Annotated in this window: 12 protein-coding genes and 1 pseudogene; 3 read left to right on the forward strand and 10 right to left on the reverse strand. The window is 67.6% G+C overall.

The window, feature by feature from the left end; all coding sequences use genetic code 11:
- Window positions 1-12: 12 nt before the first annotated feature.
- The 8 genes and pseudogenes from AB0M27_RS43750 to AB0M27_RS43785 form a co-directional block, all read right to left on the reverse strand.
- Complete coding sequence (locus AB0M27_RS43750; RefSeq protein ID WP_365731163.1) at window positions 13-276, reverse strand: hypothetical protein; 264 nt, start codon at window positions 274-276, stop codon at window positions 13-15.
- Between the two features lie 4 nt (window positions 277-280).
- Window positions 281-739 carry a hypothetical protein gene (locus tag AB0M27_RS43755; RefSeq protein WP_365731166.1) on the reverse strand — a complete coding sequence of 153 codons (459 nt, stop codon included), beginning with the start codon at window positions 737-739 and terminating at the stop codon, window positions 281-283.
- Window positions 736-5,019, reverse strand: coding sequence for a DUF6531 domain-containing protein (locus tag AB0M27_RS43760; protein ID WP_365731168.1), 4,284 nt, complete (start codon window positions 5,017-5,019; stop codon window positions 736-738). Before AB0M27_RS43760 ends, AB0M27_RS43755 begins: the two co-directional genes overlap by 4 nt.
- Entirely contained in the window at window positions 5,009-5,374 is a 366-nt protein-coding gene (locus AB0M27_RS43765) for a hypothetical protein (protein WP_365731170.1), read from the reverse strand. The genes AB0M27_RS43760 and AB0M27_RS43765 overlap by 11 nt, the downstream gene beginning before the upstream one ends.
- Window positions 5,375-5,925: 551 nt before the next feature.
- Window positions 5,926-7,409: pseudogene (locus AB0M27_RS43770) on the reverse strand (UvrD-helicase domain-containing protein).
- Window positions 7,406-7,654, reverse strand: a complete 249-nt coding sequence (locus tag AB0M27_RS43775; protein ID WP_365731172.1) for a hypothetical protein — start codon at window positions 7,652-7,654, stop codon at window positions 7,406-7,408. Before AB0M27_RS43775 ends, AB0M27_RS43770 begins: the two are co-directional and overlap by 4 nt.
- A gap of 228 nt (window positions 7,655-7,882) precedes the next feature.
- Window positions 7,883-8,749 (reverse strand): DUF6083 domain-containing protein, encoded by an 867-nt coding sequence (locus AB0M27_RS43780; RefSeq protein ID WP_365731174.1) that lies wholly within the window; start codon window positions 8,747-8,749, stop codon window positions 7,883-7,885.
- A 175-nt stretch (window positions 8,750-8,924) separates the two neighbouring features.
- On the reverse strand, window positions 8,925-9,188 hold the full coding sequence (locus tag AB0M27_RS43785; protein WP_365731176.1) for a helix-turn-helix transcriptional regulator: 264 nt from the start codon (window positions 9,186-9,188) through the stop codon (window positions 8,925-8,927).
- A 626-nt stretch (window positions 9,189-9,814) separates the two neighbouring features.
- Between AB0M27_RS43785 and AB0M27_RS43790 the strand changes: the two genes are divergently transcribed.
- The gene (locus AB0M27_RS43790; RefSeq protein ID WP_365731178.1) at window positions 9,815-10,414 is read left to right on the forward strand and encodes a hypothetical protein; all 600 of its coding nucleotides are present in this window, start codon (window positions 9,815-9,817) and stop codon (window positions 10,412-10,414) included.
- A gap of 149 nt (window positions 10,415-10,563) precedes the next feature.
- On the opposite strand, the gene AB0M27_RS43795 is transcribed toward AB0M27_RS43790, so the two are convergent.
- Window positions 10,564-11,097: a GNAT family N-acetyltransferase gene (locus AB0M27_RS43795; protein WP_365731180.1), complete on the reverse strand. Its 534-nt coding sequence runs from the start codon at window positions 11,095-11,097 to the stop codon at window positions 10,564-10,566.
- Window positions 11,098-11,383: 286 nt separating this feature from the next.
- Window positions 11,384-12,034 (reverse strand): hypothetical protein, encoded by a 651-nt coding sequence (locus AB0M27_RS43800; protein WP_365731182.1) that lies wholly within the window; start codon window positions 12,032-12,034, stop codon window positions 11,384-11,386.
- 264 nt (window positions 12,035-12,298) lie between these two features.
- On the opposite strand from AB0M27_RS43800, the gene AB0M27_RS43805 reads away from it, so the two are divergent.
- Both AB0M27_RS43805 and AB0M27_RS43810 read left to right on the forward strand, forming a co-directional pair.
- Complete coding sequence (locus AB0M27_RS43805; protein ID WP_365731184.1) at window positions 12,299-12,985, forward strand: ATP-binding protein; 687 nt, start codon at window positions 12,299-12,301, stop codon at window positions 12,983-12,985.
- 77 nt (window positions 12,986-13,062) lie between these two features.
- The gene (locus AB0M27_RS43810) at window positions 13,063-13,515 is read left to right on the forward strand and encodes a DUF4265 domain-containing protein (protein ID WP_365731186.1); all 453 of its coding nucleotides are present in this window, start codon (window positions 13,063-13,065) and stop codon (window positions 13,513-13,515) included.
- Window positions 13,516-13,592 lie beyond the last annotated feature (77 nt).

Consider the following 13,592-nt stretch of genomic DNA (forward strand, 5'->3'; position numbering starts at 1 on the left):
TGCAACGCGGGTCTACTCGGTGACCATCAATCGATCACTCGGGAAGGTACGCCCTCCGCGTTTCGCGAGGCACCTCTCCCGAGGCCGATCCACAGGTCCTGAGCATTGCTCGTCGTCCAGCAGCTGAACGACCGAGAGGTAGATCATCATGCCCTGATCGGGGACGTGGCCGACCGAGTCAACAGCGTCGAAATCCCCGGTGACGACCATGTCACCCATATCGAACCCGTGGGGGTCGCCTTGGCCGGGCCGCACGGTGAACTGGAAAGTGATCACGGACTCAGCTCGCGTCTCCCCACACGGCTTGCAGATCCTCGCACCGGACGGTGATCGACGCGTCGGTGAGCGCGATCTCATGCAGGCAACCGCCGCCCTCGTCGGGAAGGATCTCGTCGAGGAGCACGGTGTCGACGCTCATCCAGTCGATGGAGTGTTCATAGTCGATGGAGAAGTGCTTAACGCCCGAGTAGCTGATGCTTAGGCCGGAGTCGTGCTTGAACTTGTTGGGCGCGAAATCCAAAACCAGCCCACCGCTCTTGTCGGTGGCGAGGTGGACCCCGGCCAGTTCCAGATCCTTCACACAGCGGGTGGCGCCCGCGATGTCGTAGTGGCCGGGGTCGGTGGCGAAAGACCGGGCGCCCGGGGGCAGGTCGGCGCGCAGACGCGGCAGCTCGGCCAGGTAGGCACTCGGGTCCACGTAGAACCCATCGTCTTCCCAGACGGCCGTGACGTACTTCATTTGCAACCTTCCGCGGCGAGAGGCGGTCGCCTCCATTTGTCTCCGGTGATGTCCTCGGTCCCCTTGGGACCGATGCGGCCCACCTTCCGCAGCTCGTAGATCATCCGTCCCTTGATGGCGTTCTCCACGCCGGGCGGTACGTCGACTTCCGAGGCTTTGATGCCGTGCTTATTGAACCAGCCCTGGCTGTTGAACAGCCCGACTTCGCGCCCGGACTTGTCGTAGACGTGGATTTCCACGTCCCTTCCCTTGTTGCCCACCGGGAAGATGTCGCGTCGACCTGTGTACCCTTGCCCGAAGTCCAGCGGGTTCTTCGGCCCTGTCGGCCCCTTCCCGGCAAGACCGAGAGGGTCGCTCCAGCCCAGTGGGTTCGGAACGTAGGCGTGGTGATCGGGTGCGGGAACGAGACCCAGCGGATCCGCGCTGATGTACCGCGCCGTCTCCGGGTCGTAGTACCGGTGCAGGTTGTAGTGCAGGCCCGACTCGGAATCGGCGTACTGGCCCGGAAAGCGCAAGGGACAGTCCACCGGCGACGCGGCTTCCTCCGGGTCCGGGAGGCGAGCGCCCCACAGGCTGGTACGGCGCTGCCAGACCAGATCTCCCGTTGAGGTGACCAGTTCCGTGGGCGTGCCCACTGAGTCGGTGACGACGGCGTGGAACCGAGCCTCGTGCGATGGATCCGACTCCTCGGCCAACTGTGCCAGGAACGACGTGTTGGCGGCTGTCGCGGTCGGTTTGTGGCTCGTCTGGGCGACCGGGCGAGGGCCGTCCGGCGTGTAGTCCCAGGTGGTGACCCAGCCGTCCGGCGTGGTCTGCTCGGCCAGGCACAAGTCGTCCCAGACGAAGTCCGTACGGTCGGCCGCGGAACCGTCGTCGGCCACGCGGTGCTTGGAGAGGCGTCGGCCGAGCGGATCGTACGTGTAGCGCCAATGGCTGCCGTCCGGAGCGACCACGTCTGTGAGACGGTCCTCGGCGTTCCATGCGTAGCGCCAGACCCGGGTCTGGCCGTTCAGGAGCTTGCGGGACCTGCGGACGAGGCGGCCTTCAGCGTCGTACTCGTACGAGGTGCGGCCGGCCGAGCGGACCAGCGTGCCATCGAACCGGCGCTCACCGCCTGCCTCATGGTCCGGCGACATGGCATGCACGAGGTTGCCCGCCGGGTCGTACGCGTAGGACTCGCTCCAGCCGTGGGCGCGGACGCCGGTGACCCGGCCCATGCCGTCCAGGTCGAAGCGGCGGGTGCCCGACGTCAGCTCCCGTATCTCGGTCACGTAGCCGTCGGCCCTGTGGGAGTACGTGCGGTGTTGCAGGACTCTCTCCAGGGTGGCTGTCAGGCTCTGCCCGGTCAGCAGCCCCGTCGCACCCCAGCTCTGCGCCAGCGTCACCTCCGTACCAAGGCTTCGCCGGGTCTCGCGGCCGGCGGCATCGTGGGCGAAGTCCAGCGCACCCGCAGAGGAACGCAGGGTGAGGGGGCGCCCTGCGGCATCGTATGTCCATTCCGAGGCCAGCCCGGAAGGCGTCACCCGCCGGGTACGGCGACCGGCGGCGTCGTGGACATAGGTGGTCGTACAGCCGTTCACCGTCTCCGACAGCACCCTGCCAAGCACGTCCCGCTCGTAGACGAGCTCGGCGTCCGCGTTTGCCGCACGGCACAGCCCGCCGTCGGGGCCGTAGGCGAACGTCGTGACATCACCCGCCTCCGAGCGCTGCTCCACGACCCGCCCTAGCGGGTCCCTCAGGAAGCGCAGCGTCTCCCCGGCGCCGTTGGTGCGGCCGGCCAGTCGCCCGTTGCCGTCGTGGGTGTAGCTGAGGGTACGGCCGTTGAAGTCCACCTCCGAGGTCAGCCGGCCCGCTCCGTCGTAGGTGTAGGACCAGGTCAGGCCCTGCGGGTTCATGACGGCCGTCAGACGCAGCTCGGTGTCGTAGACGAACTCGTACCGCGCTCCGTCCGGGTCCGTGCGTGTGGCCGGGACACTGAAGTGCCCCACAGTGTGGTGCGTCGATTTCCCGGCGGGGTCCGTGTGGGTGAGCAGGTTGCCCTCGGCGTCCCAGGTCCAGGACTCTCGTGTTCCGTCGGCCAGTTGGCGCCAGGACGGCCTACCCTCCGTCGTCCAGCCCAGTCGGGTGGTGTGGCCGAGAGGGTCGGTCACCTCGATGACCCGGCCAAACGAGTCGCGGCGGATCGTCGTCGTGTGGCCCAGTTCGTCCGTCAGGGAGAGAGGCAGGCCCGCCGCGTCATACGTCATCGTGCGGGTGTAACCGAGGGCATTGGTGATCGCCGTCGGCCGGCCCGCTTCGTCGTATGCGTAGTGGTCCTCGACGCCGAGCGGGTTCACGGTCGTCAGCAGGTTGCCCCGGTCGTCGTACGTGTGCCGCCAGATCGCGCCACCCGGCTCGACCACCTCGGTAGGCTGGTCAAGTGCGTTGTATGCGGCCCGGGCCACCGAGCCGTCGGGCAGGGTGAGTTCGGTGAGGTTGCCGGCGTCGTCGTAGGCGTAACGGGTGGTGCGGCCCAGCGGATCCGTGACCGCTACGGGCTGGAAGCCGTACTCGTCCCACTCCGTGCGCGTGACATGCCCCATCGGGTCCGTCTCCTCCACCACCTGGCCTTCGGCGTTGTAACGGTGGACGGAGGTGTGCCCCTGGGAGTCGGTGTACCTCGTGGTGCGGGCGGTGTCGTCGTAGGTCAGGGTGCCGGACAGGATGCCGTCGACACCCTCGGTACGGACCACGCGGCCTTGGTTGTCGTAGACGTAGGAGAACCAGGTGCCGTTCCGACCGGTCCAGCGGGTGACGCGACCCTCGGTGTCGTAGGTGAAGCGCAGGGGCTTGTCGCTGGAGTTGATGACCTCGGTGAGGTTGCCGGTGGCGTCGTAGCCGTAACGCATGACGACCGTGCCCTCGTCGGGCGCGGTGCCCGGGCGGTAGCGGGACGGCGGCTCGTCCAGCAGGCGCAGGGCGGTGATGCGCGGGCCCTGGGTGTCGACAGCGACGTAGTAGCCGCCCGAGTGGCGGATACCGTACGGGATGCCTTCGTCATCGCGTTCGACCTCGATGCGGTTGCCGTTGCGGTCGCTCCAGGAGTCGAGGGCCAGGTGGAAGACGCCGAAGGTCGGGGAGGGGACGGGGGCGGCGAAGGTGCGGGTCATGCCCGTCGACGGGTCGGTGACCGTCATCGCGCCGTCCGGCTTGCCGTCCCACTCCAGGGGCCAGCGGGCGCCCTTGACCGGCATGGTGGGTACGCCCGGTTCCGGCACCGGGTAGACCAGGCGCATGCCGTCGGCGGCGGCGAAGACGACTCCCTCGCCGTCGATCTGGAGGCACTCGTCGAGGGTGGAGATCCAGGTCGGGCCGAAGCAGACGCCGCCCCGGTAGCTGGAGAGGTGGGTGCGGGTGAACTGAAGCGGCAGACTGCCTGGCAGGGTCAGGTCCGTCTGGGTCATCAGCATCGCGCCGGTCGCCACGTCGATCGGCTCGCCCACACACGGTATGTCGTCGGCTTTGCGGGCCGCCGGGCCCAGATCGACCAGGTCCGGGCGGAGCGACGGCGGGCGCAGCAGCGTCGGGGTAGTGTCGGCGAGGCCGCCTTCCATACTCGCCGTCAGCAGGCCGCCGCCCGCCCCGAGCGCGCCGCCGAAAATCATGCCGTCCTTGGCGGCCTGATTGACCTCGTCCAGGCTGAAGCCGTGCTGTAGACCGGCCACCATCTGCAGTGGCTGGGCCACGGCAGCATCGATGGTGACCGACTCGACCCCACCGAACGCGATGCCGGCGAAGGCACCTCCGATGATGTCGGCCACTACCGCGGAGACCCCGACGCCTATCGTGGCGCCGAACTCGATGACCGCATCCGCCGCAGCCGCCGCCGCACCGGAGGCGATGCCCGCGGTCATGATGGCCAGCGTGATGCCGCCCGCGATCACGACCGCGTCGATGGCTATCCGCGTCCACAGCTTGTTGATCGCGTCGTCGATGGCGCCGGCGAACTTGTCCAAAGCGTTGGCCATGTCCCGCGAGGACTTCGCGAGGTCGCTCAGCCAGCCGCCGTCCTTGCCCTTGGAATAGCGGTCCCAAAACTTGTGGAACGCCTCGATCGACTCACCCGTGTTGTTGTGGATGATCCCGGACGCACTGCGGTTCACAGGGGCGCGGACGTCGTCCACCGAATCGGCGAACGCACGCCACGCCTTCGCCGCGTCCCGCAGCTTGTCGGGGTCAGCCTCCGGCCACCACAGGCCCATCTTGAGAAGGATGTGGCGGGCCTTGTCCTCAACGCTCACCGGCACCGTCGCTCTGCTTGTCGGTCTTCACTTCCTTGAACATGCCGGCGACGAGCTTGTCGTTGTCCACGTGCCCGTCCGACATGTCCACCATGGCCTCGTGAATGCTCGTCAGCCCGAGCACCAGGATGCCCGCCGCGCTCTCGATCGACTTCTGGTGCGGCTTGTAGACGCCGCCGAACTGGTTGCCCTGCTCATCGTGGCCCCAGGGCTCGCCGAGGCCGTCCAGGGTCTTGATGAGAGTGGTTAGGGCCTTGCTCAGATCGGTGGCGCCCTTCTGGAAGGCCGGTGCCGCCGCCTTGATGTCGGCAGTCTTGATGTCCAGCACCTTGCCAGGGACCTTGCCGTCACCCATCTATGAACCCCCGTTTCAGTCGCGCCTTCCGACCCTAGGATGAACAGGTCAAGCTGGCCCCATGTCAAGGTAATGCAAAAGCGATGTTCGCTGGTTATGGCTTGAAGCGGTGCCTGCACGCCGAACGGATCGCGCCGAACGGACCACCGTTCTACCGGGCAACGACTTCTAACCGATCGACGGCCGGTTGAACCTCTGGAACCACTTCACCGAGGCCAGCGCGTCGGTCCCCCAGGGAGGTCAGCAAGGAACCAGCCACTGCCGTCCGGGAACCGAAAGCAGCCGAGAGCCTGACGGATCCGATCAGCGTGCTCAGGGACATGCGGCAGTTGCTCCCGCCCAACGATGCATCGTCGTTTAACTCATCGGGACGGCGGCCCTCGACACTCGTCATTCCGCAGTCAGTTACTCGCCCCTGCCGCCTGGCTCCGTTGCCCCGTCTTCCTGAGGCTGGTCGAGAAGATCAACGCTCTGGGCGATCCAGCGCAGCTCGCCCACCCAACCGTCCACTGAACCAGCGGCGTGTACCGGGCCGAGGAGCCCGGCTGGCCTCAATGAGCTGCGGCAGGCTGGTCCTGGCTTGGGATGTCCGGGTTGTCGCGGATCCAGGACAGGCCACCAAGGTCCAGTCGCTGGCGGGTGCGGGTCACGGCCACGTAGGCCAGGCGGGCTTCGGCGTCATCGACCGGATAGTTCACCGCCGGGCTGCTGTGGTCTTCCAGTTGGCGGCTTTGGGGCTGGCGGAAGTCGTCGGCAATGAGTACGCAAGGCCATTCGCGTCCTTTGGCCTTGTGGGCGGTGGAGATGGTGACCTGGGCGTGCGGCTGGGGGACGAGCTGGGCGACCGCTGCGAGGATGACGTCGGTGCCGTGGGCGTCGACGAGGTTGACCAACGGCTGCAGGTCACGTCCAGCTGGGTCGTGGGCGGCGTAGTCCTGCAGGTCGCCCCAGGAGGGAAAGAGGATCAGTTCAGGGTGGTGGGTGTGCCGGCCGTCTTTGAGGTCGCGAGCTGCCTGTGCCAGGGCGCGCAGGCCGTCTCCTCCTCCGGCCAGGGCGACGCGGAATCCGGCGGTCATGAGCGTCATGACCTGGGCCATGGCGCCGACGTTGGTGCGGCATAGTACGGCGTCGGGGCTGGTGACGGGTCCGATTTCGGTGGGAACGGTGGGGCTGCCGGTGAGTCGGATGGGGGCGTCGGCCAGGTGGAGCCAGCGGTTGGCTTCGTCGGCGAGGTGGGGGCCGAAGCGGAAGGACTGCGACAGGGTCAGCCGAGTGCCGTTGAAGCCGGTCATGACGTCTTTGCTCCGCGCCATTGGTAGATGGCTTGGGCGGAGTCGCCGACCATGACGAGCTGGGTGTGGTCGCGTTGGGCGAGGAAGACCTGTTCCACGACGGGGTTGGTGTCCTGGGCTTCGTCCAGGAGCAGGTAGTCGGCGTCGAGTTTCGGCTGGGTGAGGGCCCAGATCTTCAGGTAGTGGTCGTGTTCGAAGCGGACGCAGCCGTCGTCGGGGTTTTGCAGGTCCGTCCAGGCTTTGCGGGCCGCGGGGACGATGTGGGTGGCGAGTTCGCGGTGCAGGTCTGTGTCTTCCAGGCCGCGTAGTTTCGGGACGTGGTGGCGGGTGATCACGTCGTCGGCGGTGTGGCAGAAGCGGGTGACGGTGCGGACGAGTGCGTTGGACAGGGCGCGTTGGGAGATGTCGCGTTCGCCGATGCGGATGGCTTTGGTCAGGCCGAGGGCTTGTCCGGTGTACCAGGCGGGGCGGCGGGGGGCGTTCAGGCGGCTCGTGTAGCGGTGGCCGACGGCGGCGTAGGCGAGTGCATGGGCGGTTTTGCACTGGACGGTGGGTGGGAAGCGGGTGGTGGCGTCTTGTGCGATGGCCCGGTTGTAGGCGAAGTAACGGCCGCGTCGTGGGGTGGAGCGGGCGAGCATTTCCAGCAGGGTGGTTTTGCCGGTCCCGGCTCCGGCTTGCAGGGCCAGATGGTCGCCCGCGCGGAAGGCGTCCATAGCGGCGGTCTGTTCGTCGGTGGGCTTCATGGGAGGGATTCCTTGGAGAGTTGGGTGAGGGCGTGTCCGACGGCGATGAGCAGGCGTGCGGGACTGGCATGGGCGAGTAGCTGGTGGACGGTGCGGCCCAGGTGGTCGATCTCCTGCTCGGCGTGGTCGGCCAGGGCTCGGCGCACCGCGTGTTCGATGAAGCGTTCGAAGGGCAGGCTTTCGCGCCGGGCTGCGGTTGTGAGGGTGGCGTGTGCGCCGCGTGGGAGGGCGACGTTGAGGAGCACCTTGTGTTCGGTGTCCTGGGTAGTGGGTGGTAATGGCGTCGATGGGCAGCCGGTCGCTGAGTCGCCAGCGTACGGGCGACCCGGTGGGGGGGGGCGGCTTCGACGAGTGCCATCAGGCGGGTGGCGTCGTGGCTGGCGGCCAGTTGCAGCCAGCGGCGGAGCGGCGTCGAGTTCGGCCTGGCTCAGGGCGTGGGTGAGGGTGATCTCCAGGGCGTGGTGCGGCATCGGTCACCGTCGGTGGGGCTGGTACTGCTGCGCCGGTTCGGGCGTGGGCAGCTCGGCGCGGATGTGTTCGGCGTGCAGGAGCGGGTCGAAGGGCTGCCAGCCGGCCAGGGTCAGGTCGGCGGCTGCGGTCGCAGTGGCGTGGGTGGTGCAGCGTTGGGACCGCCAGCGCAGTTGTTCCGCATAGGACGCGTGGCTGAGGTCGTAAACGGCCATGCACGTATCGGGCAGGGCGAGTTGGCCGCGGTGGGGCTGGATGGGCAGCAGTACCCAGCGTCCTCGGACGGCGGCGAGGACGGGGCGCGCGCAGCGGCTTCTTTGGCGGGTCTGCGCGACGCAGCGGATGTTCTCGACGGGCCTTTCGCCGAGGTAGTTGACGAGGAGAATCCGGACGACAGGGTGAGCGGGTTGCCCGGCGTCGCCGCCAGGTGCTGGGATGACGGGCGGGTGTGGGGTGAAGGCGCCTGTGTCGATCAGGCGCCGGGAGCGAAGGCCCAGTTCACGACGCAGTGATGCGAGTCGAGGGCTGCCCGGCCGGGAGCGCGAGGGCTGCTGAGGGCAAAGGACGGCGTGCGGGATGCGGCACCATCCGCTGCCGTCGTCGTGGGGGTGGGCGATGCCGCCACTGAGGTGCCAACGGCAGGATGGTGAGACGTCGATGGTGGCAACTTCCGCGGGGTGCAGGGCGATGGGCCGGTCGTCGCAGCGCGGGTACCAGTCGATGCGGTTGCCGCAGTGGCGGCAGCGGCCGGTCTGACCCGCACGCAGCAGGCGGCTGGGGCTGTTCGCGGCGATCTGCAGAGTGCGGCGGGCAGGCAGGCGACGAGGGCTGCCGTCCCAGTGCCGGTCAGGGTGAGGGACGTGGTGGCGCATGGCGGTGACCGTGCCAGGTGGCGCGCCGGTGAGCGGGGACGACTTTCGCAATCGTCACACGATCGGCCCAGCCGATGGGAACGCGTGAACGGCGGTGGGATCTGTTATTCGAGAACGCCTCGCCTGTCCGAGTGGTTCTCTTGGGCGGCCGGGGCGGGTTGCGGCTGCCTCGGGATCAAGTCTGTGCGGCACCGGGGGTCGGGTGGCCGTCGCACAGGGAGGTGAGAAAGCGTTCGATGGGGACATCGAAGGCGTGTGCCAAGGCGTGCCAGGTGGTGAGGCTTCCGGTGGTGCGGCCGTGTTCGAGGTCGATGAGGGTGCGCCGGGCCAGGCCGCTGCGTTCGGCCAGTTCGTCGAAGGTCCATCCGCGGTCACCCCGTAGCCGTGCGAGTTCGACTCGCAGGGCGGTGAGGTTGGGGTCGGGCGGGAAGATCGTCACCCCACCATCCGAAGGTGCAGACCTCTGCCCTGTCAGTGCAGACTTCTGCACTATTTGCCCCGGGGGTCGCGGGCCGGTCATGGTGCAGGGATCTGCACTACCGTGCGTGCATTCCCGGAGTACCTGCTGCCAGGTACCTCGGCCCTGCGGCACGGACAAAACAGGAGGACAGCCAGCCGATGAGGCTCGCCGGTGCCGCAGTGCGGCGCATCTGGACGGTGGAACTGCACCCGCGACCAGGCGGGCCCGCTCTCGTCTGCATCCGCTGCGCCGGCCACACGCTGCCCCTTCAAGGGGCATCTGCGAGGTCTGCCGCCCTGGCCCACTTGGCCCGTCACGCCCGCGCCGACGCACTGCCCGCACACCTACGGACGTGCCAGTGCCGAGCCCAGGGCTGCCTGTGGCATCCCCGCCACCGCGGCTGCGCCGGCCCAGTCCTGCTCGCCCTCACCCGCGAACACGGCGGCCGTCTCTGGCGGCTGGCCGACGCCTGCGCGGCGTGCGCGGCCGCGACCGACAACACTGCCGTCGTTCCCGACACTGTGCTGGGCAGTCCAAGATCCGCCGCCTCCCCACCGGAGGCCGCGCGACGCGTTCGTCCAACCGGTCTGGAGGAGTGCGTGCGCGTGCGCGAGATGCTCACCTATCTGGCCACCGCGCTTCCCAGGTTCGCCTCCCCCGCCTCCCGGCTGCTAGCCCTGCAGTGCGCGCTGCGCGCCGACGCTTACGGCGTTGCCCACCTGCCTGCCGGGCTGCTGCGCGGCATGCGCCTGCGCGGACGCAGCGAGATCTGGGAGGAGCTGGCTCACGGTTTCTGGCTGCGGTCGCCTGATCTCAGGTCAACGCCTGTGGTGGTGCACCTGCTCGACGCCGCGGTCCGTGACCAGGCACCTGGCCGCAGCGCACGCCGCCGAGCTGCCCACTGGGCGCTGTGGCCTGGGCCGCTTGCCCTGAAGGGTGCGGCGCCACCCGCCGTGCAGTTGGTTGCGCTCGTCCTGGCCGCACACCTCTCCCCTTGCGCCCCGCATACCGTCGACATGGACGTGCTGGGCCGTCTGTGCGGCCACTCACCCCACCAGACCGCCGAACTGCTTGACCGGCTGGTCGCCACACGCAGACTGGCCTACTGGCATCACGACCAGGACATCAACGAGGTGACCTGGAAGCTGACCGACCAGCAACCGCAGTCGGGCCCGAAGGCGCGAGGTGGTGATGGTGCTATCTAAATCTGGCTCTGGCCGCAGCTCCGAGAAAACCCGGTCAGCGACAGGAAGACACCAATCCATCCCTTGGTGTCCTTACCATCGCGATCAATGCGCTCAGGGACGTAGGGACAGTGGTCGGCTGTCTTGTGATGATCGACGGCTCGGTCGGTTCACGCCTGGAACTCGGTGAGATCGATGGCATGAACGTGCAGGGGGTAGCCGTACACCGGGTGTGCCGTCTCCCGCTCGGGCACCATGCCGAGCTTGCGGATGACGTTCTCGGAGGCGTTGTCCCCCACCCGGTTGATGCTGATGACGCGGTCCAGGCCGCGGTCCTGGAGAGCGAACTCCAGCGTGGCGTGCGCGGCTTCGGACGCATATCCCTGGCCCCAAAACTGTGAGCCGATCCGCCAGCTGATCGCCACGGCGGGCATCACCTCCGGCAGGAACTCGGGCACGGACAGCCCCGTGAAGCCGATCAGTTCGCCCGAGGCCAGCAGCTCGACTGCGAAGAGCCCGAAGCCCTCCTCGTCCCACTCCTCCTCCCACCGCTCGATGTCCTCGGCCGTGTGGTCCAGGTCGCGCACCGAGCCGTCGTCGATCCAGCGCATAACCCGTGGGTCCGCATTGATGTCCGCCATCGGCGCAAGGTCGTCGTCGTGCCAGCTACGAAGGAGGAGACGCGGTGTGTGGATCTCGGTCATGCGCCCATCCTGTCGAAGGCAAGCGCCTCATCGGTAATCCGGCGCTAGCCCTTGCTGCCGCTCCGGAGCCGCAAGGCGTCAAGCCGCCTGCACCGCACACCGTGACGAGGCAAACAAGGCCGCGCTGCTGAGGGCGGCGGACGTCCGGCCCGCAGCTACGGGGGAAAGCTGCGGGCCGGACACTCCCACGATGACATACAGCTCCCTTGCCAGGAGCCGTTTGGGCGCACTCGCTGCCTTCGGCTGAGCAGCCCGGGCGGCCTGCGAGCTCCTGTGTCGCGCGGGATCAGCCGATTCCAAGCCTGCTGAGCGCGGTGGCCCAGTCGGTGACGATGGCCTGCTGCGCAGCCTGGAGGGTCACCTTTCCCGAGCAGACCGCAGTGTGCAGCTTCGTCTCGACCGGGTCCTTCTTGTTGTTGATGCCGCCGCCCGGCTTGTGGCCCGGATCGGCCGGCTCCACCCACAGGTTGCGAGCGTCGTTCGGGTCACCCCCGAGCTGCAGGGAAATCAGGTGGTCATACTCTGCGTCTCCCAGGCTGCCCTTGTAGCCGTAGGAGGCAGCATTCAGCTCTTTCTCCCTGCGGGTCACCGACTCCGGCGGCCGGATGTTCTTGGTGTAGCCGCCCTTGCGGCAGATCGTCGACGCCAGGTTCGCCTGCGTCACGGCCGGTGAGGTCGCACCCGGCGTGCAGGCCGGGTCTTCGAGGGGCTCGCCCTTCTCAGTGCGGTAGTGACAGCTGCCCGCGGGCGGCTGCTGCTGCACCGTGTACGTCGTCTGCGGCCCCGCACCCACCGCAATCTTCGCCGCTCCTGCCGGTACGGCTGTTTTCGACGCCCCCGTCGCCAGCGCCCCGCCCTTTCCCGAGGTGACCGACCCGGAGTGCGAACCGGAGGAACAGCCCGCCACCAGCAGACAAGAGAGCAGCACCGGCGGCACGGCACGGCAGATGGAACCCATGACAACCCCTTACGAACAAGCGATAACTGCGCACATGCTCCCCTACCGCGAGACCTGTCTACCGCCAATCCCCACGGACGTGGGTGTGCGCCGGGCCCACTGGCACAGCGCGGCTTGCTGAAATGCGCCTTGATGCGCTTCCGGCCTGCGCCCTTTCTTTCGGATCAGGGCTCGCGGGGATCGAAGCGGCGAGTTGTGATCGCCGCCGTCCAGCTGTCACATGACGCGATCTAGGGTGATCGAATGGACGTGGGGGCGGTACTGATTGCGATCACTGGTGTAATGGGAACTCTCGGGGGTGCGTTGCTCGCCCAGCGGGGTGCCGACCGGGCCAAGAAGCGCGAGTTGGAGATGGTCCAAGCCATCCAGGAAGCTCGCGAGAACCGTGAGCTACGCCGGAGTTGTTACACACAACCGCATCGGGAGGTCAGGCAGTTCGCCACGGCGCTCAGCCGGCACTTGTACGTCATTCAAGATCGCACGCCCGGGCAGGAGGACGTATCGGCGTTGGAAGGAACCAAGGACGCCTACCGTGACCGGTGGTCTGCGGCTTTGATGATCGCCCCCGACACAGTGATTGTTCCGGCTCCCGAAATGAACGCAGCGCTCACCGAGGTCTATGGACAGATCAAGCGCCTGGAACAGGAAACCCCCGGCCGGACGAAACCCTGCAGTCAGCCGCTGAAGCGCAGCATGCGCTCTGGTTCTCTGATACGCGTCACGAGAGAGGCTGAGGGTGAGGAGAAGAGCAGCATCGCGATCGCCTCCAACGAGGCTTTCTCCGGCTGGAGCCGGACCTTCACCGATCCACGGCTCTGCGCGGCGATCGTGGACCGGCTCACCTCCAACGCTACCCTCATCGAGACCGGAACCGAGTCCTACCGCCTGGCTCGTTCCAAAGCCCGGGTGAAGCAAAAGAGCGGGCAGTAGTGGAGCACCCGGTCAGCATCGCGAGCCGAGGCCATGGGACGATCTTCGCCGAGGTGAGCAGGCAGCAAGGAACGAAGATGCAGTACATCGTGCACGAGGACCCGGTCGGGCGGGCCGAGAGCAACTACATCGCCCAGGCCGACCTGGCCCCCTTCGACCTCGACGGGCAGATCGAGCAGCTGTGGCTCCTACCCGAAGAGGACGGCACATACGCGGTGGCCTGCATCCCCTTCATGACCTACGGCCTCGCTCTCGGAGACCGGGTCCGTCTCTCACCGGAAAATCGCGTGGCCGAAGTTGCCCAGACGAGCGGACACCGCGTCCTGCGCACACTGCTCAGGCCAAGCGCGGACTCCGAACGACTTGGCCGCAGCATCAACTTCATCAAGAACTCGATCAAAGAATCCGGGCTACTCAGCGAATGGCACCGGGAGCGCTTCGTCGCCATCGACGTCTTTCCCGGCGCCGACATGAGCCCGCTGTTCGCCCTGCTGCAACGGGAAGTCGACGAAGCCCCGGGTTCGACGTAATTCGGGGGCCCTGGAGGTTCTGCGGGCCTGAAAGTGCAGGTCACGGGGTTGGAAGTCGTTCCACGGCTCGGAAGTGC

Source organism: Streptomyces sp. NPDC052107, assembly GCF_040680215.1.
GTDB lineage: Bacteria > Actinomycetota > Actinomycetes > Streptomycetales > Streptomycetaceae > Streptomyces.